Origin of the sequence: Marinobacter sp. UBA3604 (assembly GCF_002375325.1) — a bacterium.
Taxonomy (GTDB): Bacteria; Pseudomonadota; Gammaproteobacteria; order Pseudomonadales; family Oleiphilaceae; genus Marinobacter; species Marinobacter salarius.
In genome coordinates this window covers 303,814-326,222 of sequence record NZ_DFMB01000061.1, presented here as the reverse complement: position 1 = coordinate 326,222, position 22,409 = coordinate 303,814, and the positions used below count along the sequence as shown (strand labels likewise).

General features: G+C 58.7%; 19 protein-coding genes. 12 read left to right on the top strand and 7 right to left on the bottom strand.

The features are described from left to right. Nucleotides 1-13: 13 nt before the first annotated feature. Complete coding sequence (locus B2590_RS18245; RefSeq protein ID WP_036205534.1) at nt 14-1,219, bottom strand: 3-oxoadipyl-CoA thiolase; 1,206 nt, start codon at nt 1,217-1,219, stop codon at nt 14-16. 196 nt (nt 1,220-1,415) lie between these two features. On the opposite strand from B2590_RS18245, the gene B2590_RS18240 reads away from it, so the two are divergent. Continuing rightward, complete coding sequence (locus B2590_RS18240; protein WP_127402352.1) at nt 1,416-2,768, top strand: hypothetical protein; 1,353 nt, start codon at nt 1,416-1,418, stop codon at nt 2,766-2,768. Between the two features lie 21 nt (nt 2,769-2,789). Here B2590_RS18240 and B2590_RS18235 read toward each other — a convergent pair whose 3' ends face one another. Continuing rightward, nucleotides 2,790-3,719, bottom strand: a complete 930-nt coding sequence (locus tag B2590_RS18235; RefSeq protein ID WP_127402351.1) for a 2-hydroxyacid dehydrogenase — start codon at nt 3,717-3,719, stop codon at nt 2,790-2,792. Nucleotides 3,720-4,003: 284 nt separating this feature from the next. On the opposite strand from B2590_RS18235, the gene B2590_RS18230 reads away from it, so the two are divergent. The 5 genes from B2590_RS18230 to B2590_RS18210 all read left to right on the top strand — a co-directional run bounded on the left by B2590_RS18230 (nt 4,004) and on the right by B2590_RS18210 (nt 11,013). Further along, nucleotides 4,004-4,828 (top strand): IclR family transcriptional regulator, encoded by an 825-nt coding sequence (locus B2590_RS18230; RefSeq protein ID WP_041335593.1) that lies wholly within the window; start codon nt 4,004-4,006, stop codon nt 4,826-4,828. Between the two features lie 292 nt (nt 4,829-5,120). Then, nucleotides 5,121-7,214 (top strand): 3-hydroxyacyl-CoA dehydrogenase NAD-binding domain-containing protein, encoded by a 2,094-nt coding sequence (locus B2590_RS18225; protein WP_286810114.1) that lies wholly within the window; start codon nt 5,121-5,123, stop codon nt 7,212-7,214. Between the two features lie 71 nt (nt 7,215-7,285). Then, the gene (locus tag B2590_RS18220; protein ID WP_075195532.1) at nt 7,286-8,470 is read left to right on the top strand and encodes an acetyl-CoA C-acyltransferase; all 1,185 of its coding nucleotides are present in this window, start codon (nt 7,286-7,288) and stop codon (nt 8,468-8,470) included. A gap of 5 nt (nt 8,471-8,475) precedes the next feature. Further along, the gene (locus B2590_RS18215) at nt 8,476-9,582 is read left to right on the top strand and encodes a zinc-binding dehydrogenase (protein ID WP_036202135.1); all 1,107 of its coding nucleotides are present in this window, start codon (nt 8,476-8,478) and stop codon (nt 9,580-9,582) included. A gap of 15 nt (nt 9,583-9,597) precedes the next feature. Continuing rightward, nucleotides 9,598-11,013 carry an aldehyde dehydrogenase family protein gene (locus B2590_RS18210; RefSeq protein ID WP_286810113.1) on the top strand — a complete coding sequence of 472 codons (1,416 nt, stop codon included), beginning with the start codon at nt 9,598-9,600 and terminating at the stop codon, nt 11,011-11,013. 138 nt (nt 11,014-11,151) lie between these two features. On the opposite strand, the gene B2590_RS18205 is transcribed toward B2590_RS18210, so the two are convergent. Next, the gene (locus tag B2590_RS18205; RefSeq protein WP_174447638.1) at nt 11,152-11,673 is read right to left on the bottom strand and encodes a QsdR family transcriptional regulator; all 522 of its coding nucleotides are present in this window, start codon (nt 11,671-11,673) and stop codon (nt 11,152-11,154) included. A 115-nt stretch (nt 11,674-11,788) separates the two neighbouring features. On the opposite strand from B2590_RS18205, the gene B2590_RS18200 reads away from it, so the two are divergent. The 4 genes from B2590_RS18200 to msrB all read left to right on the top strand — a co-directional run bounded on the left by B2590_RS18200 (nt 11,789) and on the right by msrB (nt 16,388). After that, nucleotides 11,789-12,769 carry an NAD(P)H-dependent flavin oxidoreductase gene (locus B2590_RS18200; protein WP_075195530.1) on the top strand — a complete coding sequence of 327 codons (981 nt, stop codon included), beginning with the start codon at nt 11,789-11,791 and terminating at the stop codon, nt 12,767-12,769. Between the two features lie 84 nt (nt 12,770-12,853). Beyond that, the gene (locus tag B2590_RS18195; RefSeq protein WP_036202148.1) at nt 12,854-13,564 is read left to right on the top strand and encodes a response regulator transcription factor; all 711 of its coding nucleotides are present in this window, start codon (nt 12,854-12,856) and stop codon (nt 13,562-13,564) included. 3 nt (nt 13,565-13,567) lie between these two features. Beyond that, nucleotides 13,568-15,049: a sensor histidine kinase gene (locus tag B2590_RS18190; protein ID WP_286810112.1), complete on the top strand. Its 1,482-nt coding sequence runs from the start codon at nt 13,568-13,570 to the stop codon at nt 15,047-15,049. A gap of 118 nt (nt 15,050-15,167) precedes the next feature. Next, complete coding sequence (gene msrB / locus B2590_RS18185) at nt 15,168-16,388, top strand: peptide-methionine (R)-S-oxide reductase MsrB (RefSeq protein WP_286810111.1); 1,221 nt, start codon at nt 15,168-15,170, stop codon at nt 16,386-16,388. A gap of 9 nt (nt 16,389-16,397) precedes the next feature. Here the strand turns inward: msrB and B2590_RS18180 are convergent, their stop codons facing one another. Both B2590_RS18180 and B2590_RS18175 read right to left on the bottom strand, forming a co-directional pair. Then, nucleotides 16,398-17,120 (bottom strand): 3'-5' exonuclease, encoded by a 723-nt coding sequence (locus B2590_RS18180; protein ID WP_286810110.1) that lies wholly within the window; start codon nt 17,118-17,120, stop codon nt 16,398-16,400. After that, nucleotides 17,113-18,987 (bottom strand): putative nucleotidyltransferase substrate binding domain-containing protein, encoded by a 1,875-nt coding sequence (locus B2590_RS18175; RefSeq protein WP_286810109.1) that lies wholly within the window; start codon nt 18,985-18,987, stop codon nt 17,113-17,115. The genes B2590_RS18180 and B2590_RS18175 overlap by 8 nt, the downstream gene beginning before the upstream one ends. Before the next feature lie 131 nt (nt 18,988-19,118). On the opposite strand from B2590_RS18175, the gene cobU reads away from it, so the two are divergent. Next, the gene (cobU, locus tag B2590_RS18170) at nt 19,119-19,634 is read left to right on the top strand and encodes a bifunctional adenosylcobinamide kinase/adenosylcobinamide-phosphate guanylyltransferase (RefSeq protein ID WP_085682073.1); all 516 of its coding nucleotides are present in this window, start codon (nt 19,119-19,121) and stop codon (nt 19,632-19,634) included. On the opposite strand, the gene B2590_RS18165 is transcribed toward cobU, so the two are convergent. Together B2590_RS18165 and cobT are read right to left on the bottom strand one after the other, a co-directional pair. After that, the gene (locus B2590_RS18165) at nt 19,635-20,249 is read right to left on the bottom strand and encodes a histidine phosphatase family protein (protein WP_126810828.1); all 615 of its coding nucleotides are present in this window, start codon (nt 20,247-20,249) and stop codon (nt 19,635-19,637) included. 7 nt (nt 20,250-20,256) lie between these two features. Next, on the bottom strand, nt 20,257-21,315 hold the full coding sequence (cobT, locus tag B2590_RS18160) for a nicotinate-nucleotide--dimethylbenzimidazole phosphoribosyltransferase (protein ID WP_127402349.1): 1,059 nt from the start codon (nt 21,313-21,315) through the stop codon (nt 20,257-20,259). Nucleotides 21,316-21,467: 152 nt separating this feature from the next. On the opposite strand from cobT, the gene cbiB reads away from it, so the two are divergent. After that, nucleotides 21,468-22,409, top strand: coding sequence for an adenosylcobinamide-phosphate synthase CbiB (gene cbiB / locus B2590_RS18155; protein WP_126813049.1), 942 nt, complete (start codon nt 21,468-21,470; stop codon nt 22,407-22,409).

Here is a 22,409-nt window from a genome sequence, read left to right as displayed (position 1 = left end):
GTCGGTTGCTCTTTTAATCAGATACTCGCTCAATAACAGCCGCAATGCCTTGGCCAACGCCAATGCACATGCTGATTAATGCGTAACGTCCGCCACTGCGTTCAAGCTGGCGGGTGGCGGTCAATGCAATCCGTGCACCGGACGCCCCAAGGGGGTGGCCAACCGCAATGGCGCCACCGTTGGGGTTCAGCCTGGAATCGGTCGGGTCGATGCCCAGTTTGTGGGTGCAGCCAAGAACCTGGGCCGCAAAGGCTTCGTTGATCTCGATGACGTCCATATCGTTGATGCCAAGGCCCGCGCGGGCGAGGGCCTTCTCGCTGGCGGGTACCGGGCCGTAGCCCATGACCTGTGGCGGAACACCGGCGATCGCTGCGGATACAATACGGGCACGGGGCTGAATACCGGCCTTTTCGCCGGCTTTGCGAGAGCCGATGATCAGGGCCGCGGCGCCATCGTTGATGCCCGAGGCGTTGCCGGCAGTCACCACGCCTCCTTCGAACAGCGGGCGCAGGCCGGCCAGTGCCTCGTGGGTGGACTGAGGCCGCGGATGCTCATCGCTGTTCACGCTGACGGGTGGTTTTTTCCGGCCCTGAGGGACGTCAATGGGCATAATCTCTTCATTATAGAAGCCATCTTTCAGGGCAGCGTCGTATCGGGCCTGGCTCTGAGCGGCAAACTGATCCACGGTGTCCCGGCTGAGGTTGAGCTCCCTGGCAATGTTGTCGGCGGTTTCGGGCATGGTGTCGGCACCGAAGTCGGCCTCAATGCGAGGGTTGGGGAAGCGGGCCCCGATGGTGCTGTCAAAGGCACGAAAGTCGCGGCTGAACGGGCTTTCGCTCTTGGCCATCACAAACGGTGCCCGGCTCATGCTTTCAGCGCCGCCGGCGACAAACAGCTCGCCCTCATCGCAGCGAACCGCCCTGGCGGCGTCGATGATGGCTGCCAGGCCAGAGCCACACAGGCGGTTAACGGTCAGGCCACCGGTTTCAACAGGAAGGCCGGCCAACAGCCCGGCGTGGCGGGCCAGGTTTCGGGCGTCCTCGCCGGCCTGGTTGGTGCAACCGGCAATAACGTCTTCGTAGGCCTCAAGGGCAAAGGCGTTGCGCTCAACCAGCGCTTTGATAACGCTGGCCAGAAGGTTGTCGGGGCGAACCCTGGCCAGTGCGCCGGCGTGTCGACCGAAGGGTGTTCGTAGCCCATCGTAGATGAAAGCGCTCATGGCATCTCCCATTTGATCAGACATGGTTCCCATTGTGATCTTCCGTTTGTAAGGAGGGAAGGGGTGGGCTTGTCATGTCATTAGTGTTGATATAGTTTCGTATAGCGGAACTAAGTTTTGTATATTGGTTGTTGAAGACTAATCCGGGTCTGTTTGAAATGCAACCGATACCACCAACCAAGGTCAGTAATCTGCTATGAGCCGTTTTCTGGTTCCTGCTGCGGTTTTTCTGGAGCTTTTGGCGCTTTGCCTTTCCAGCATAAAGGTCAGTGCCTTTGCGGGTGTGTTGTTTGTGCTTTATTTCACGCTGGCGCTGAGGCGGCTGCAATCGTATTCCCGTTACCTGTTCCTGATCTCGCTGGTTGTGATCGGTTATCTGGGGTTTATCCGGCAACTGGCCGCCGAGGATCTGATTCGTGCCGCGTCCAACGCTGCCTTTTATGCAGCGTTCCTGGGAAGCCTGGGGATGATGCAATGCCTGGTTCGACGGCTTGAGGTGCTGCAGCGTATACACGACGTGTTGCTGGGTGGTCGCCCGGCGTTGCTGTACCCGAAATACGCGGTAGTGAGTTGTGGCATTGCATCAGTGCTGAGCTTCGGCGTGATGAACCTGCTTTGCGGTACGTTGTCGGATACCCTGCGGCAGCGGGGTATTACCGGGGCTTCGCGGGTGCGCTGGTTGCGCAGTGTGCTGATCAGTACATTGCGAGGATTTGCGCTGGTGCCGCTGGTTGCACCAACCAGTGTTGCGGTCGCCATTATTACCCGTGAAGTGCCCTCCCTGAGCTGGTCGGGCCTGCTGCCCTATGGCATTGGCAGCGCGGTGTTGCTGGTTCTGGTGGGGTGGGGGTTGGAGCACAAGCGTTTTCGTCGGGTCAGCGGTGAGCGCGAACCGCTGGAAGCCTGGCCGGCTGGAAGTGGGCGGTTGTTGTTGCTGGTATTGATCATCTTCACGGCGATGGGCCTGCTGGTGCAGTTAACGGAACTGAAAGTGTCAGTGGCCGCGATGCTGACGGTGCCGGTGGTCACCCTTCTTTATATGTTCTGGCACGATCGCTCGCCAGCTATGGCGGTACGTGAAGCCACCGACAATATGCTCGGTATGAGCAACGAAATGTCGATCTTCGCAGGTTCCGCCGGGTTGGGCGTGGCGTTGGTCTCGGTGATTCCGGCGGATGCCCTGGCAGGCATGGCGACTGGTGAGCTGGGCGTATTTTTACTGGCTGTGGGTGGGTTATTGATGATGCCGATGCTCTCAGCCATCGGCATCATCCCGATTACTGTGCTGAGTGTTCAGGCAGGGTTGATGCCGCAATTGGTCGCCGAGGGCGTGAACCCCCTGCCGATTGCGGTCGCCCTGGTGATTGGTTTCTCCCTTGCCATGATGCTGTCGCCGTTCGGCCCGGCCGTTATGCTGCTGTCACGATTCGGGCAGGTGTCACGCTGGGTGGTGGCGTTTGGTTGGAACGGCGCTTTTGTCCTGCTCTCCATTCCGTTGTTATTGCTGATGCTGTGGGGGATATTTGTGGTGGCGCCGGCCACTGGCTGACCGGCGCAAATGTATAGGGTTTCAATATCCTCGGCTGGGGTCCACGATGCCGGAAATCGGCTGACCGTTGTGGTGTGCCTGGATCTTACCGGTGATCTGCTCCAGGGTGGCCTCCCTCAGGGTGCGCGCCGAGATATGTGGCGTAATGGTGATCTCCGGCCGCTGCCAGAAGGGGTGATCCGCGGGCAGGGGTTCCTGGCGAAACACATCCAGGGACGCCCGGGCGACATGGCCGTCTTCGATGGCTTTGATCAGGTCCTCTTCCACCAGGTGTTCTCCCCGGCCCACGTTGATCACCACGGCATTGGGCATGAGTTGGCTGAGGTGCTTATGATTGAGGATGTCCCGGGTTTCGTCGGTCAGTGGAAGAGTGTTCACCAGAACCCTGGTTGATTGCAGGAAATCGGTCAGGTTTTCGGTACCGGAAAAGGTCGAGACGCCGTCCAGGTCGTGCTTGCTGCGGGCCCAGCCGTTGACCCGGTAATCCAGGCCGGCGAGGGTGCGCGCCACCCGCTTGCCAATATGGCCAAGGCCCATGACGCCTACGGGCCACTCACTGCGCTTGATCGGGCGATGGATTTTCCAGATACCCTGGCGTTGCTGCTCGCGGTAGGTTTCCATGCCCCGGCTGGCTTCCAGTAGCTGATGCAACACGTATTCCGCCATTTGCGCGGACATGCCGGCATCTTCCAGGCGCACGATGGGCAATTGAGGCGGCAGATTGGGCACGGCCAGCAACCCATCGATTCCCGCGCCCAGGTTAAACACGGCTTTAAGCTTTTTCTCGCGCTCAAACAGTTGTTCCGGTGGTTGCCAGACAATGGCGTAATCGGCATCCACCGCCGGGCCGTTGGCGTCCCATACGTGAACCTCGGCTTCCGGAAGCAGCTCCTTTATGGGAACGGTCCAGCGCTCCGGTTTGGGGTCTCCTGCGACAAATAGAACTTTCATGTGCTCTCCGGGGTTGTCATCGGCTTCTAATTCAGTTACCAAGTTTCACATTGCAGAATAATATACCGCAAACTATCCGTAAACCCGGGGTCTTGTGTCGCGATATTGGAAGAGAATTGAAACATAAAGGAAGAGTGTTTCATATTTGGCACGACTTTTGATAATGGTTTCTGGTACTTGATATCTGCAGCGATTAAAATACCGCATCTTTTCTTACTATCCGAACATAGCCCCGGTAGTCCGGGCACAGCGGATCAGGCGCAGCTGTTGGAGGACGCCCGTTTATGACAAAAGCACAAGCTACCCCGCCGGAACTCCTGGCAGCATCCGGTGATGGTGAACCGGTAAAGCCTGAGAAAGATCGCAAGTTTGTAGAGGCACTTTCCCGTGGCCTGGATGTGCTTCGCGCCTTTAGCCAGGGCTCGGTGATTCTGGGCAATCAGGACATCGCGCGCCTGACCGGGCTGCCGAAACCCACCGTTTCGCGCATGACCTACACCCTGACCAAGCTGGGTTACCTCAGTTATAACGCCCAGTTGGAAAAGTACCAGCTCAGCTCCGGTGTATTGGCTCTTGGTTACGCCTACGTTTCCAACCTTAAAGTGCGCCAGCTGGCTAAGCCTTACATGGACGAGTTTGCCCGTCAGACCAACATGTCCGTGGGCCTGACGTGCCGCGATCGTCTGCACATGATCTATGTGGAAAATCGCCTGCCGCCGGAAGCATCGCTGCTGCGTATGGATATCGGTCTGAAGCTGCCCATGGCCACGACATCGGCCGGGCGAGCCTACTACTGTGCCATTTCGGATAAAGGCCGCAAGGTCATCACGGACGCCATGGAAGCCAAATATGGTGACGCCTGGCCTGAGAAGCAGGAGGGCCTCGAACGTTCTATGGAAGACTACAAGAAGTATGGCTTCTGCCTGTCGCTTGGCGAGTGGGATCGCAACATCAACTCTGCGGGTGTGCCCATTCACCTGCAGGATGGCACCATTATGGCGCTGACTTGTGCGGCGCCTTCCTATCTGATTTCCGGGGAAAAGCTGCGGGAATCCATTGCTCACCAACTGGCGATGCTGGCCAGCGATATTGAATCGCTTGGTGTTTGATTTTGCGGGCTAACTGATAAAGCGTGGACCCGGACGGGGATCTCTCTCCGAAACCGTGCGGAGCCATGGATGGCGGAGCCGAGCGTACAGGGATGTATTTACAGCGTGTTTCGGAGAGAGATCCCCGTCCGGGCCTTCCCCGAGCCGATTTTCTCGAAAACCCCAGAATTCGTTCTGGGGTTTTTTTATGCCTGCATTTTAGTTCATGGTTGAAACCTGCCGAAAACTTGTATTAAATCGTGACTATGTTTCGCTTGTTAAAACTACATTCCATATATGGCGAGGAGATATTATGTCTGAGGTCGTGACTTATAACCGGGAAGGCTCCATTGGCGTGATCACCGTGAACTATCCGCCGGTGAACGCCCTCAGCCATGCGGTTCGTTCCGGCCTGGTGGCTGCACTGGAGCAGGGCCAGAAAGACGCCGACGCCAAGGTACTGTTGCTGGTGTGCGAAGGCCGCACTTTTATTGCCGGGGCCGACATTAGCGAGTTCGGCAAGCCCATGCAGGATCCGGGGCTGCCGTCCGTTGTTGACCAATATGAGAACTGCGACAAGCCAATTGTTGCGGCAATTCACGGCACTGCGCTGGGCGGTGGCCTGGAAACCGCTTTGGGTTGCCATTACCGGGTGGCCTTGAGCAGCGCCAAGGTGGGATTGCCGGAAGTAAAGCTGGGCTTGTTGCCCGGAGCCGGGGGCACTCAGCGCCTGCCACGTTTGACGGGTGCGCAGAAAGCCCTGGAAATGATCACTTCCGGTGAGTTTGTTGGCGCTAAAGACGCTCTGGCCCTGGGCATTGTTGATGCGGTTAAAGATGGCAATGACATCAAGGCCGTTGGCCTGGCCTACGCACAGAACATTGCCGATGAAGGAAAGCCAGTTCGTCGCGTACGGGATCTGACCGATAAGCTTGAGGCCGACAAGGGTAGCGAGGTGTTTGAACAGTTCCGCGCTGGCCTGCAGAAGAAAGCTCGGGGCCAGTTTTCCCCGTTCAAGTGCGTGGATGCGGTGGAAGCCGCCTTCAGCCTGCCCTTTGAAGACGGTATGAAGCGTGAGCGTGAACTGTTTATGGAGTGCATGGAGTCCCCACAGCGTGCGGGCCTGATTCATGCCTTCTTTGCCGAGCGGGAAGTCGCCAAAGTGAAAGGTCTTCCCAAGGAAACACCTGTTCGTGACATCCATAAAGTGGGTGTTATAGGTGCAGGCACCATGGGCGGCGGCATTGCCATGAACTTCGCCAACGCCGGGATACCCGTGACCATCGCCGAGGTCAAGCAGGAGGCGCTGGACAAGGGTCTGGCAGTGATTCGCCGAAACTACGAGAACACCGCGAAGAAAGGCCGTATCACCCAGGCCCAGGTTGAGGAGCGCATGAGCCTGATCAGCGGCACCCTGACCTATGACGATTTCAGCGATGTGGATCTGGTGATCGAGGCGGTGTTTGAAAGCATGGACCTGAAGAGAAAGATCTTCGGTCAGTTGGACGACGCCTGCAAACCGGGTGCGATTCTGGCGTCCAACACCTCCACCCTCAGTATTGATGACATTGCGGCGGCAACGAAACGTCCGCAGGACGTGATTGGCCTGCACTTCTTCAGCCCCGCCAACGTGATGAAGCTGCTGGAAATTGTGCGCGGCGAAAAAACCTCTGATGAGGTCAAGGCCACCGCCATGGCGCTGGCGAAGAAGATTCGCAAGGTCGGGGTCATGGTGGGCAACTGCTATGGCTTCGTTGGCAATCGCATGCTGCACAAGCGAGGTGCAGAGGCCATGGCGCTGGTCAACGAAGGTGCGAGCCCGGAACAGGTGGACAAGGTACTGACCGACTTGGGCTTCCCCATGGGGCAGTTTGCGATGTCGGACCTGGCCGGTATCGATATTGGCTACAGCATCCGTCAGGAACGTCGCAAGGCAGGTGAGGACGTGCCGGCGAGCTGGATGGATAAGCTGGCGGAGCAGGGGCGCCTTGGCCAGAAGACTCAGGCGGGCGTGTACAGATACGAAGAGGGTAACCGCAAGCCGATTCCCGATCCGGAAGTGGACCGGGTTATTGCCGAGTTCCGTCAGGAGCAGGGTATCAAGTCCCGCGAGATCACCGACCAGGAGATTCTGGAGCGGTGCATGTACGTGATGGTCAATGAGGGTGCCAAGATTCTGGAGGAGGGCATTGCGGACCGGTCTCTGGATATCGACATTACCTGGATCTATGGCTATGGCTTCCCGGCCTATCGGGGTGGGCCGATGTTCTGGGCGGATCAGATTGGTCTGGACAACATACTTGGCACCGTTGAACAGTTCTACGATGACCTGGGGGGCGATCAGTGGAAGCCGGCGGGGTTGTTGCAGGAACTGGTCAGTGAAGGACGCAAGTTTTCGGACCTTTAAAAGCCTGGCCTGCTGGTTTTGGGGCTGATCCCGAGGTTTGAGCCACCTACACGTTTACGAAGGAGTTTGTTATGTCTGATGCCGTTATTGTGTCCACTGCCCGTACCGGTCTTGGTAAATCCTACCGTGGCGCACTGAACAACACCCACAGCGTGGATCTGGCCGGCCATGTGATCCAGCAGGCTGTGCAGCGTGCGGGTATCGACCCGAATATTGTTGAAGATGTCATCCTCGGCGCTACGTTCCATGAAGGCGCCCAGGGCAAGAACATCGCTCGGCTGGCGGCGATTCGTGCCGGTCTGCCGGTGACGACGGCAGGGCTTTCGATCAACCGTTTCTGTAGTTCCGGCCTTCAGTCCATCGCTATTGCTGCCCAGCGGGTGGTGTCGGAGAAGGTACCGGCCATGGTGGCGGGTGGCGTCGAATCCATTTCCATGGTGCAGAACGAGAAGCTCAACAGCTTCCACGCTACCAACGATTGGCTGATGAAGAACAAGCCCGAGTTGTATCTGGCGATGATTGAGACCGCCGACATTGTCGCGCAGCGCTATGGCGTTAGCCGTGAGGCTCAGGACGAGTACGCGTTGATCTCCCAGCAGCGCACCGCCGCAGCTCAGGAAGCGGGTCGGTTTGACGATGAAATCGTGCCCTTTGACGCCACTATGATGGTGAAGGACAAGGAAACGGGGGATGTCAGTTATAAGGACGTCACCCTGACCCGTGACGAGTGCAACCGCCCCAACACCACTCTGGAAGGCCTCCAGGGCCTGAATCCGGTGCGCGGAGACAATCAGTTCGTCACCGCCGGTAACGCGTCCCAGCTGTCTGACGGTGCGTCCGTGTGTACGGTGATGAACAGCGCCTATGCCGAGAAAAACAACATCGAGCCCATGGGTATTTTCCGCGGCTTCGCGGTGGCGGGCTGTGAGCCGGATGAGATGGGTATTGGCCCTGTTTTCGCGATTCCACGCCTGTTGGAGCGGAATGGCCTGAAGATGGACGATATCGACCTGTGGGAATTGAACGAAGCCTTCGCGTCGCAGGTAGTTTACTGCCGTGATCGCCTGGGCATTCCCATGGAAAAGCTGAACGTCAACGGCGGCTCTATCTCCATTGGCCATCCCTACGGTGTCACGGGCTCTCGTTTGGCCGGTCATGCCCTGATCGAAGGTAAGCGCCGTGGTGCCAAGTATGTGGTCGTAACTATGTGCATCGGCGGTGGCCAGGGCGCGGCTGGTCTTTTCGAGGTGGTGTAAACAGAATGGACAGAAAAGCCAAAGCCGTCGTCTGCCGCGAATGGGGCCAACCCGTTCAGGTGGAAACCATTACCGTGGAAGGTCCGAGGCGGGACGAAATCACCATCAGGATCGGAGCCTGTGGCGTTTGCCATAGTGACCAGTCCGCCACCACCGGCAAAATTCCCTACCCCGCGCCCCTGGTGCTCGGTCACGAAGCCGCCGGTGTTGTTATTGAAGTGGGCGAGGGTGTCACCGCCTTCAAGGAAGGCGACCACGTGGTCAGTTCCTTTATTTCCATGTGCGGCAAATGCCGTCAGTGTGTTCGTGGCCGCCCGGTGCTCTGTGAAAACGCCCGGAAAGCAATGTTTACCCTGCCCGATGGCACTGTTCGCACCAAAGGCGCGGATGGTGAGGATCTCAACGTGTTCGGCGCCTGCGGCGTGATGGCGGAATATGCCACCATGCACGTGGACAACTGCGTCAAAGTGGATGAATCCGTGCCCATGCAGAACGCCGCTCTGGTGGGCTGCGCGGTGATGACCGGCGTTGGTGCCGTGTTCAACACCGCCAACGTTGAACCGGGGTCCCGCACGGCGGTATTCGGTATAGGCGGCGTGGGGCTGAACGCCATTCAGGGCTGCGTCACCGCCGGCGCGGAAATGATCGTGGCAGTGGACAACAACGCGAAAAAGCTGGAAATGGCCCGTGAGTTCGGTGCCACGCACACCGTCAATATCAGCGAGGTGGAGGACGGCGCCAAAGCCGTGAAAAAACTCACGGGCGGCGTGGACTACGCCTTCGAATGCGTGGGCGCCGGCGCAGTGGTTGAACAGGCCTACAAATGCCTGGGTCGGGGTGGTACCGCCGTGGTGGTGGGCGTTTCAGACCCAAAGGATAGAACTTCTATCACCACATTGACGCTTCCAGCCGACGAGAAAACCCTCAAGGGCAGCTGGCTGGGCTCCGCACGTCCACAATACGATTTCCCACGTATCCTGGGGCTCTACAAAGCGGGCAAACTCAAACTCGACGAACTTGTCACCCGCACTTACCACATTGATGACGCACCCCAGGCCTTCGATGATATGTTGGCTGGCAAGAACGCCCGTGGCGTGATCGTGTTCGACTGATTCAGGAGCAGAACCATGAATGATCTCAGCAAAAACTACATCAACGGCCAATGGCAGAACTGGAATGGAGAGACCATTGATGTTCACGAAGCGGCCACTGGCGACGTGATTGCCAAGGTTCCCGCCTCCGGTCGCGAGGAAATGGAAAAGGCCATCGCCGCTGCCAGCACTGCTTTCGAAAGCTGGTCGGAAAGCACACTGGAAAAGCGATTGCACGTTCTGGAGCAATTGCATGCCGGCCTGAAAGAACGGGCGGGTGAGATAGCCGAAACCGTATGCCGGGAAGTGGGTATGCCCATCAAACTGGCCACCGGCATTCAGGCGGGGCTGCCGGCCACCATCACCAAAAGCTACCTGAAAATGCTGCCCGAATTCACCTTTGCCGAACAGGTCGGCAACTCCGAGGTGCAGTACACGCCGGTGGGCGTGGTGGGATGCATCACCCCCTGGAACTACCCTCTGCACCAGGTCATCCTCAAGGTGGTTCCGGCCATTGCCGCCGGTTGCACGGTGGTGCTCAAGCCGTCTGAAATCGCGCCCCAGAGTGCCTATATCCTGGCGGATATTCTGGACCAGACAGACCTTCCCGAGGGTGTCTTCAATCTCGTCTGCGGCGAAGGCCATACAGTGGGCGACACGCTGATCAAGCACCCGGATGTCAACATGGTGTCGTTCACCGGCTCCACCCGCACCGGCAGCCTGATTGCCCACGCTGCCGCCGATGATTTCAAGCGCTTTGCCCTGGAGATGGGCGGCAAATCTGCATCGGTTATCCTGTCGGATGCTGACCTGGCGAAAGCGGTCAAGGGAACCGTCAACAACTGCCTGCTGAACTCAGGCCAGACCTGCACGGCGCTGACCCGCATGCTGGTTCCGGCCCAGAAGCATGACGAAGCCTGCGAACTGGCCGCTAACGCGGTGGCGAAAATGACGCCGGGCAATCCGCTGGAAGAAACCACACGCCTGGGCCCGCTGGCTTCCGCTCAACAGCGGGACAAGGTCATCGACTTTATCAACATTGGTATCAAAGAAGGCGCCACCCTGGTTGCTGGCGGCCCAGAAGCTCCGGAAGGCTGCGACAAGGGCTACTTCGTGAAGGCCACGGTGTTCGGTAACGTCAAACCCGACAGCCGCATTGCCCAGGAGGAAATCTTCGGCCCTGTGCTGTGCGTGATTCCTTATGAGGACGAAGCCGAGGCCATCGAGATCGCCAATGGCACCGCCTATGGCCTGTCCGGCGCTGTCTGGTCGGCCGATGACGCCCACGCGAAAAAAGTGGCAGGTAAACTGCGCACCGGGCAGGTGTTCGTCAACGGCGGGGACTTCAACCCGTTGGCGCCGTTTGGCGGCTTCGGCCACTCCGGTATCGGCCGCGAATTCGGCAAATGGGGACTTGAAGAGTTTCTGGAGGTGCGGTCCCTGCAGCTTTAAGCCTGCTCGTCAGCGGGCTGGGCCCGAGGTGGTGCCCTTTTCTTCTGGGAAAAAGAACTCGCTTCGCTCAGACATCTTTTTCCCGGCAGAAAAGGGCCCCACCCCGTGCCTGACGGACTTTGGCGGATAGGTCTCTGTTCAGGCTGTTCCGCCAAGCATTACACGAACAGCGGTACAGGCGTCCTCCAGTTCCTCTTCACGAGGTTCGCGGCCGTTAATGATGTCGCTGTACAGGCAGGATTCGGCCAGGCGCACCATGAAGTAGGACAGGCTGTTCACGTTCAGGGGTGGATTAATATGTCCGCCCGCAATCTGATCCCGAAGGGTGCGGGTGTTGGCCTCAACAGTACGGCTGTGAAGCGTGGACTGGGATGACGTCAGGATTTTGAGTGCGTACTCCGGGTCTTCGCGGATAAACCGCCGCAAAGGTTCAGAGTGCAACAGGGTGGAGTTAATGTGACGGTATACCCCGACGACAAAGTCGACGCCGTTCCCCGGTGTTGCGTTCAGCGCTTCCAGCCTCAGGGGTTCGTAGAGTGACCAGAGCACTTCCCCCAGCAGTAAATCCTTGTTGCCAACCCAGCGAAACAGGGTGGCCCTGCCAATATTCAATTCTGCAGACAGCGATGCCAGATGAATTCGTTCACCTTTCAGCCACATTCTCCGTGCACGCCGGAAGGCATCTGCTGGTGTCGCCCTTGTTGTTGTTTTTTCTGTCACTGCAACCTCGTATCGGTACTCGATTTCATTCTAACGACAAAACAGGAAGCCCGCTATGAAGACCAGAATCACCGAATTGTTTGGTATCCGTCACCCGATTATCCAGGGTGGCATGCATCACGTGGGTTATGCAGAGCTGGCAGCAGCCGTCTCCAACGCCGGTGGCCTTGGTATAATCACCGGGCTGACCCAGCCTACCCCGGAAGACCTGTCTCGGGAAATTGCACGTTGTGCTGAGATGACCGACCAGCCTTTCGGAGTAAACCTGACCTTCCTGCCATCCTTCAAGGCGCCCCCCTATCCGGACTATATCCAGGCCATTGTCGACGGTGGCGTCAAGGTGGTGGAAACCGCCGGGCGCAGTCCCGAGCAATACATGCCGCAGCTCAAGGCCGCGGGTATCAAGGTTATCCATAAATGCACCTCGGTGCGCCATGCCCTGAAGGCCGAAAAAATTGGTTGCGATGCGGTCAGTGTGGACGGCTTCGAATGTGGCGGCCACCCGGGCGAGGATGACATTCCCAACTTTATCCTGCTGCCCCGCGCTGCGGAAGAACTCACCATTCCATTTGTTGCGTCAGGCGGTATGGCGGATGGTCGCAGCCTGGTAGCCGCGATGGCACTGGGTGCAGAGGGCATGAACATGGGTACCCGTTTTCTGGCCACCACAGACGCCCCCATCCACAATAACGTCAAGCAGGCCATTGTCGAAGCGGACGAACTCCAGACCCGCCTCATTATGCGGAACCTCCGTAACACCGAGCGGGTAATGAACAACGCTGCCGTGGAAGAAATCATCCGCATCGAGCACGCGAAAGCCGGCACCGAAACCATTGATGACATTCGCCATCTGGTCACCGGTGTGAAAGGCAGATTGGTGCTTCAGGAAGGTAAGATGGATGAGGCCGCCTGGAGCTGTGGCATGGTGGCGGGGCTGATTCACGACATTCCCAGTTGTGAGGAACTGATTGGCCGCATTATGGATGAAGCAGACAATATTATCCGTCAACGCCTGCTGGGCAGCCTGGAGGCCTGATATCGGCGTGATACATTTGTGAACTTTTGGCTCTACACTGGTATCAACTAACGGTAATTTGCGAGCTTCCAGAGCCAGTAACTTATGACACGAAACGTACTGATTGTTGAGGATAACCCGGGTATCGGGGAGCTGGTGCGAATGCACGTGGCGGACCTTGGCATGAATGCCGTTCTCTGTGACCGGGGCGATACCGGGCTGGAGCGTTTTCGCGAAGGGGACATCGACCTGGTGGTGCTTGATCTGATGTTGCCTGGAATGGACGGTCTCTCGGTGTGTCGGGAGATTCGCTCCGGCCCCGGGTATGTGCCGGTGCTGATGTTGACAGCGAAAAGCACGGAGCTGGATCGTGTACTGGGGTTGGAGATGGGGGCGGACGATTACCTCACCAAACCCTTCAGCGTGGCCGAGCTGTCGGCACGGGTGAAAGCCCTGTTCCGGCGGGTGGACGCCATGTCGAGTTCGTCAGGCGAAACGTCCGGGCCCGAAGAGTTGGGTGAGTTGGACACCGAAGGCTTGCGTATCGATCCGGCCCGGCGCCGAGTGTTCGTATGGGAACAGGAGGTGGAACTGACGGCCCGCGAGTTCGACCTGCTCTGGCACTTTGCCAGCCACCCGGGACGTGTGTTCAGCCGGGTTCAGCTGCTGGACAAGGTCTGGGGCTATAACCACGAAGGGTACGAGCATACCGTCAATACCCACATTAACCGTCTGCGCGGCAAGATTGAGCAAGACCCGGCGCGACCGGAGTTTATCGAAACCGTCTGGGGGGTGGGCTATCGCTTCCGGGACTGAACCATGCTGAAGACACTCTACACCCGGTTGACGTTAGGTCTTTTCCTGCTCCTGTTGGCCGTTGGTCTGCTGTACACCTTTTTCAGCTTGTATTCCCTGCGGGAGTACAACGCGTCTGTTAATCAGGAGCTGCACCGGGATCTGGCGAAAGACCTGGTGGCAGACAGGAATCTGGTCAGTGAAGGGGAACTCGACCGCGGCGCCCTGAAAGAACTCTTTGCGCTGTACATGACCATCAATCCCAGCATTGAAATCTACCTGCTGGATTTGGACGGCACCATCCTCTCTTACTCCGCTGATCCGGCGAAGATCAAACGCAAGCAGGTCTCGCTCGAACCCATCCGCCGCCTGATGAACGATATGGACAGCTACCCGGTACTGGGCGACGACCCCCGCAGCCATGACCGGCAGAAAGTCTTTTCCGTAACACCGGTGCCGTCGGCTGAAAACCCTGAAGGGTATCTCTATGTGGTGCTGCGCGGCGAGGAATACGATGCTGCCGAAACCATGGCCCGGGGTGGCCAGTTGGTGGAGCTGAGCGCCTGGGCTCTGATTATCAGTCTGGCGGTGGTGATGATTGCGGGGCTGGCGGTCTTCCGGCTGCTGACACGCCGGCTGACCTTGCTGACCCGGCTGGTGGAAGATTTCGAGCACAGTGACATGAGTCGACAGGCCCTACAGAGCACCTGGCGGGACCGACGGCCAGTGGTGCGCGACGAAATTGACTACCTGGGTGCCACCTTTGATGACATGGCCAGCCGCATTGCATCCCAGATCGAACTGCTGACGGAAAAAGACGCCCAGCGCCGGCAACTGGTGGCCCAGGTGTCCCATGACCTGCGTACGCCGCTGGCCTCCATGCAGGGCTACATTGAAAGCCTCAAGCTACGGCGCGACCGGCTGACAGCGGAAGAACAGGACCGCTTTCTCGACATTGCCCTCAAGGAGGGCCGACGCCTGAGCCGCCTGGTGGACGAGCTGTTTGAGCTTGCGGCCCTCGAGGCCCGGGAAAAGCAGCCCGTGCCGGAACCCTTTCCGCTGGCTGAACTGGTGCACGACGTGGTCCAGAAGCATGGACAAGAGGCCAGCGCCCGGCAGTTGGAACTTGTGGTGGATGGCGATCCCGACCTCCCCCTGGCGTACGCTGACCTGGCCATGACCGAGCGGGTGCTGGATAACCTGATCGGCAATGCCATTGCTTACAGTCCCTCAGAGAGCCGTATTGAAGTGGTGTTAGGGCAGGCGGACGGACTGCCGCAGGTTTACGTTCACGACAGTGGCCCGGGTATTCCGGAGCAGGACCTGCCCCACATCTTCGACCCTTTCTACCGTGGCGAATCGTCCGGCGGTTCCGGCCATGCCGGCCTGGGGCTGGCCATCGCTCGCAGAATCATGACTCTTCAGGGCGGTGATATCAGCGTTGAGAACCTGAGCTCCGGCGGCGCATCTTTCTGCATATGCTTGCCGATAGGGCCACCCAAATAGGCTGCCTGCATCCGTAATGATCTCTCCGGCGTTATACAAACGTAATAAACTGGAGAAAGTGATGTGATGAATCCCGTGCAAACTGGTCACAGTATTCAAAAGGCAAGAGGTTAAGGTTATGAAACGGTATCTGTTACTGACGTCTATCGCGGCCGCGATCGCATTGACCGGTTTCCAGGTTGGGGCCTCCAAAGGGACGGAATCTCAATACGCCCCGGATGATCCAGGCCTGGCGGTTGCTACGTTCGCTGGTGGCTGCTTCTGGTGTGTGGAAGCGGCGTATGAAGAGAAAGTGCCCGGCGTTGTTGAGGCGGTGTCTGGTTATAGTGGCGGCGACGAGAAGAACCCGAACTATAAACAGGTAGCTGGTGGCCGCACAGGCCATACCGAGGCGGTCCAGGTGTACTACGACCCTGACACGATTACCTACGAAGGCCTGCTCCAGGCTCTGTGGCGTACGGCCAACCCAACCGACGTGAAAGGCCAGTATGTGGACCGGGGCAAACAGTACCGGCCGGCGATTTTCTATCACAACGACGCCCAGAAGCGCGCCGCCGAAGCCTCGATAAAGGCACTGGAAGAATCCGGCCGTTACGATCATCCGGTCAAGATTGAAGTGGTGCCTTTCGAAGCGTTCTACGATGCCGAGGAATACCATCAGGATTACTACAAGAAGAACCCGGTGCGCTACCAGTTCTACACCTTCAACTCCGGCCGCTACCAGTTTATCGAGAAAGTCTGGGGCGAGGACGAGAAAGTGGACTATGCGCAGTATCGCCCCGAGAACAACGGTGGTTCCGCACAGGCCACTGTTAACAAAGCATCTGAGGGCAATACCGGCATGAACCTCAGCCGGGTTGAGGCATTCAATCCGGACACGTTCACCAAGCCTGACGACAAAACACTCAAGGCACGGTTGACCGAGACGCAGTACGAAATCACCCAGGAGGATGGCACCGAGCCTGCCTATCGTAATGAGTATTACGATGAAAAACGGGCCGGTATCTACGTGGACATTGTGTCCGGCGAGCCGCTGTTCTCTTCCCGTGACAAGTATAAGTCCAACACTGGCTGGCCCAGCTTTACCAAGCCGATCAGCCCGGACATGGTGGTGGAGAAAGAGGACAACAGCTTCTTCATGACCCGTACGGAGATCCGTAGCCGCTATGCGGATTCCCACCTCGGGCATGTGTTCAACGACGGCCCGGCGCCAACGGGGTTGCGCTACTGCATGAACTCGGCCGCGCTCCGGTTCATCCCGTTGGAGAACATGGAGAAGGAAGGGTATGGCGCGCTGATCAGTGAAGTGAAAGAAGCCAGCCGTACCGCTTCCAACTAAAACAACCCGTTACAGCCAGAGATCCCCGATGGGGGTCTCTGGCGAAAAGTGATGCTGGACCTGCGCCATCAGCAACTCGGCGCTGGCCAGCGCATCCACCAGGGCATTGTGCGGTGGGTAGTGTGGCAGCCCATACCGCCGCCGGCTGTCTGCCAGCCGAATTGAGATCGGCTGCTGACCCTTCAACTTCTGCCACCAGGAGCGTTTCCGGTTCGGATGCAGGTAAGCCTCAATGGCCATGGTATCCATCACCGGAAAGCGTATGTCCTCCCCGATTCGCCACTTCAGTGCCATGTTCAGGAACGGACGTTCGATATTGCGGTAGTGCACCACCGGTACGCGCCCGGCCATGCTTTCCAGAAATTCGTCCAGTACGTCGGCCAGATCAGGGGCCTTGTCGATATCGGCATGGGTTATGCCATGTATCGTGATAGAGGTCTGGTGTAACGGCAGTTGCGGTTTCACCAGCCAGTGCCGCGAACCACCCAGTTGCACACGGTCAAGGGTAAAGGGCACCACACCGATACTGACGATGGAGTGACTGTCAGGGTCCAGGCCGGTGGTTTCGAAATCCACGGCTACAAACGGGGCGTCGCTCAGAGGCGTTTCCGGCGCCACACAACCTGCCTCGTAGAACGTCTTCAGTCGCGGGTCTTTCGTTTGTGTTGCCAGTTCCCGGTACTGTTCGGGCCAGGACAAAGTGTCGATCTGTGTTGCCTTACCATCAGACATTCCGGGTAGCCTGGGGGTTGTAGCGGAATTTGAGGAACTTTTGTGCCTGGCCGACCACCTGAAAAGCGTCTTTCAGGTGACTGCGTTCGAATGGCGAAAGGTCTTCCGGCCGCACATTGTTGTCCGGCTCTCTTCCTGCTTCGATGGAGAGGGCCTGATGTCGAATACGTACTATGGCAATAAACTCGAAGGCATCCCGAAGGTTATCAACGCCATCTTCCGGGATCAGTTTGGTTTGCCCAATGGCCTTGAGCCGGTTGAAGGTATTCTGTGCCCGTGAGCCACAGGCCAGGGCATGCACCCGGATCAGATCCGACACCGGTGCCGTGCCGCGACGCTTCAGGTTGAAGGTTTTGGCCTGCTTGCCGCTTTCCTCCATCACAAAGGTACGGAAAAAGCCCAGCGGTGGCGTGCGGTTGAGGGCGTTGCGGGCCAGCATGGCCAGGAAGCGCTGGCTATTGCTCGCTTTATCCGCAATGAAGGTTTTCAACTCTTCGGTATATTCGGTGCGGCCATGGATGCCGTCCAGGTCGAAGAAGATATTGCTATTGAGCAGCGCCTCCGCCTTGGGATTTTCGATCCAGTCGGCGAAGTATTCCTTCCACACCCGCAGCGGTTGTCGCCACTTCTGGTTGGTGGCCATGATATCGCCGGTGCAGTAACTGTAGCCGCACTCTGCCAGGCCATCACTGACGAACTTCGCCAGGGCGAGGAAATACTCGTCGTGCTGGGTCGGATCGAAGCTGTCGTCCAGCACCATGGCGTTGTCCTGGTCGGTGACAACGAGTTGTTCGTCCCGGGCCATGGAGCCGAGTGCCATAAAACAATAAGGCACGGGTGGTGGCCCCAGCTTTTCCTCTCCCAGCTCAAGCAGTCGTTGGCTGAAGGTGCGCCCGATGCCAGCCATGGCACTGCCGATCATATGGGAGTTCGCATCTTCACGGACCATGCGCACAAAGGTGTTGGGCACGTCCTTGCTCAGGCGCTTCAGGCCCTTCACATCCTGCTGATGATAGATGTTACTGACCAGATACAGGCTGCTCTGGGATTCGTGTTTGACGATGTCCGACAGTGCAATTACACCCCGCACCTTGTCACCCTCCATTACCGGCAGGTGGTGCACGTTGTTGTGCAGCATGGTCAGCATGGCCTCGAAAATGAAGGCGTCGGAACGGGTGGTGATCAGCTCTTCCGTCATGATGTCGCTGATGGGTGTTTCCGACGGCAGTGCCTCGCAGAGGGCGCGGGTGCGCAGGTCACGGTCGGTAATGATGCCTGAAAGCCGGGGCTGTTTGCCGCTCTCGTCCATCAGCAAGAGGGCCGACACTCCCCGGTCCGTCATGATTCGGGCGGCCTCCTGAAGGCGCACGGTGTTGGGCGCCATCACGGGCTCGCGGGAAATCAGCCGGGTCACCCGTGCTGTCATCGGTTGATTCGATTTCTCCCGCCGTGAAAGTGCCGACCGAAGACGTGAATGGTCTTCAATTTCGACAAAATCGGTGAAATTTTCGTCGTTTTCCCACAAATATTGAAATATTTCGTCGGGAATCAGGTAGATCAGGGAGTCTTCAATAGCCTTGGCCGGAAACCGCACGGTTTTGTTCATCAGCAGACCAAACTGACCGAAAATCTCACCTTCGGTAATGCGGTTGTATAGCTCGCCAGAGCGGCGATAAATCTCGACGGCGCCGCTGCGCACATAGTGCAGGTAGGTGTTTCGTTCGCCCAGCGTGAGAATGTCTGTGCCAGCGCGGAAATAGGCGACTTCGATGCTGGAGACAATACGATCCAGGACATTCTCCGGCATTTCATCAAACGGGGCGTGCTGGGCCAGGTGGTTGCGTATCTCGATCAGCTCTGCCTGCATTGTTCGCTTCCTTTTCGCACCGGTTACGCCTCTGGAATTTATCACGCAATATAGCAGTGGCGCTGTTTTACGGCCATGATGTTGGGCAAGATAGCGTTGGTTTACACACGAGAGGTTGGGTTTTGTCTGCTATTCATACACTGGTCCTTGGGGGCATTCGATCCGGCAAAACCGCGCTGGCGGAGCGTATTGCCTGTGACGCCGGTTCACCGGTGGTCTATGTTGCAACGGCGACCGCCGACGATGAAGAAATGACCCGGCGGGTGGCCCGCCACCGGCAGAATCGGCCGCCGGAATGGGGGTTGGCAGAAGAGCCCTTGAAGCTGGCCTCCCTGCTGGATGGTTACGCCAGGGAACCACAACCACCCTTGTTGCTGGTGGATTGCATGAGCCTGTGGGTGAGCAACCTGCTGTTTGCAGGCGATGAAGTGTTTGCCCGTGAGCGTACCGCCTTCCTGCGGGCACTGGAGAACTACCCGGGCCCAATCGTGATTGTCAGTAATGAAGTGGGCCTGGGTACCATCGGCATGGACCCGCTCACCCGCCGTTTCTGCGATGAACTGGGGTGGCTCAACCAGGATCTTGCCGCCCGTTGTGAGCGGGTGCTGATGAGCGTGGCGGGGCTGTCGCAAACGTTGAAAGGCTGATTATGCGCCGTGCGTTTGCAGGCAACTGAGCAGGCCATGCTCCGAGATGTCCACGCGGATACGGCTGCGGCAGGCGTAGGGTACCGTTAACGCTGAAAAAGAGCGTTCAGTGGGGATACCCATCACCTCCGCCAGGAGCATGCGAATCACGCCGCCATGGCACACCACGAGTACCCGCTTGCCTGCCGCTTGGGTTTGCCAATCCTGCCAGGCGCTGCTGACCCTTTGCCGGAACTCGGTGATAGCCTCACCACCGGGCGGAGGATAACGAACCGGGTCGCTCCAGAAGCGGGTCAGCGCCTCGGGCGTATCCGCCATGATGTTCTCGGAGGTTCTGCCCTCCCAGTCACCGAACGCAATCTCCCTCAGCCGTGGCTCCTGGTGCAACGGAATCTGACGTTGCTCCGCCAACTGTTCCGCGAAGAGGCGGCAGCGCAGCAGTGGGGAGGTGATGATCACATCCCACTGGTCATCGTCCCTGATAGCCGCGTTCATCTGCTGCCAGCCGGTGTCGCTCAGTGGATCATCCTTGCTGCCCCGGAACATGGGCCCGCCGGCAGGTTCACCATGACGGATCAGGTCGAAAAACGCAGTGGTGTTCTGGTTATTGGTCATCCCCGCTTCAGTCCTCGTCCTTGTCGGTCACGCCGGCGTCAGCGAAGCTGGCCATCTGGTTGTGCAGGGCACAGGCACTGCGAAGCAGCGGAACCGCCACCGCAGCGCCGCTGCCTTCACCCAGGCGCATACCCAGATCCAGCAACGGCCTGGCATTCATGGCGTCGAGCACCGCCTGGTGCCCCGGTTCCGCCGAACGATGGGCGAACACAAGCCAGTGCCGCAGTTGTGGTTGTTGGCGAACAGCTACTAAGGCGGCAACGGAAACAATGAATCCGTCCACCAGTACGGGAATGCCGCGCGCCGCGCTACCCAGAATGGCGCCTGCCAGCGCAGCAATCTCGAACCCGCCGAGGGAGGCCAGCACCGCCAGGGGATCGCGGTTGTTGCCATGCCTGGCCAACGCCTGGGCGATGACCTCACACTTTCGAGACACGCCGGCTGCGTCCAGCCCCGTGCCCGGCCCGGCCAGGTTTTCCGGGCTTTGTTCCAGCAACGCGCAGGCCACGGCGGTGGCACTGGTGGTATTGCCGATGCCCATATCGCCGCCCACAAACAGTCGGCACCCGTCATCCGCGGCGCGGGCGGCGGCCCTGTCACCACTGGCCAGCGCCTGTTCAAACTGGCCCGGCGTCATCGCGTCGGTTGTGGCCAGATTGGCGGTGCCCGCTGCGATCTGCTCATCACGTACATCGGTCAACGGCGGAACGTCGCCGACGGTTCCGAGATTTACCACTTCCAGCGAGGCTCCCAGTTCCCGAGCCAACACGCTGATAGCCGCACCCCCGCTGGCAAAGTTCGCAATCATCTGGGCGGTGACTTCCTGGGGGTACGCGGATACGCCCTCCGCACAGACGCCGTGATCCGCCGCGAAAACAGCGATGCGGACAGGGTCGACCTGCGGATGTTGCGTGCGCTGAAGGCCCGCCAGTGTAATCGCTACGTCTTCCAGCTGCCCCAGAGACCCCCGGGGCTTGGTAAGCACGTGTTGGCGTTGCCGTGCCCGCTCAGAAAAATGGGTGTCGGAGGGTGGCAACGGCTGTGTCCAGCAGGAAGGCAGCGGCATGGTTGGATCCTGAGGTGGCAAAGTGTCGGGAGCCGAAGATGGTCTACCCGGCCTGAAAAAGTGTCAAGGATAGCAGCCACTCGGTTAGACTTCCTTTCGATCACGACAACCCACCGCCCGCTCGAAGAGACATTGCTGATTTGAACGCCTTCATTCTTGCCGTGACAGCTTGTTGTATCGCCGTCGTATTGGACCGCTGGCTGGGTGAGCCGCGACGGTGGCACCCGCTCGTTGGCTTTGGGCATGTCGCCGCCTTCCTCGAACAGAGAATGAATCGTCTACCTGAGCGAATGGCGGGATCGATGGTTCTCGGGTTCCTGGCCCTGTTCATCGCTGTGATACCCGTACTGGCGGCAGCCGAGTGGTTGCGCTGGTGGTTGGGGAACTGGGAATACTTGCTGGTTCAGGCTGTGGTGCTGTATTTCGCCCTGTCCATTCGTGGCCTGACGGAGCACGGCCGGGCAGTGTCTGACGCGTTGCATGGGGGCGACCTTGAGAATGCCCGGGCACAGGTCGGTCGTATCGTCAGTCGTGATGCAGCGGCGCTTGATGACAGTGGCGTAGCAACAGCCGCGACCGAGTCCATGTTGGAAAACGGCGCCGATGCCGTGTTCGCCAGCCTGTTCTGGTTTCTCGTAGCCGGCGTTCCGGGCGTATTGCTTCACCGGCTGGTGAACACCCTGGACGCTATGTGGGGGTATCGAACTGATCGCTACCAGTATTTTGGCCGCGCTGCGGCGAGGCTGGACGACGTATTGAACTGGGTACCCGCTCGCCTCACGGCGCTGACCTACAGCCTGCTTGGCGATGTCCGTGGCGGCTTTCGTTGCTGGCGGGCACAGGCGCCGGCCTGGGACAGCCCGAACGCCGGCCCGGTCATGGCGGCAGGGGCCGGGGCTTTGAGAGTTGTACTCGGTGGCCCTGCGCCCTACGCCTCAGGCATCAAGCAACGGCCCATGCTCGGTGAAGGTGAACCGGCATCGGCCGAGACCATTGATGCGGCGATCCAACTTGTACATCGCGGCGTGTGGTTGTGGCTCGGGCTGTTGGCCGCGGTCGCCATTATCGGATGGATAACCAGCGCCGCGCCTTGA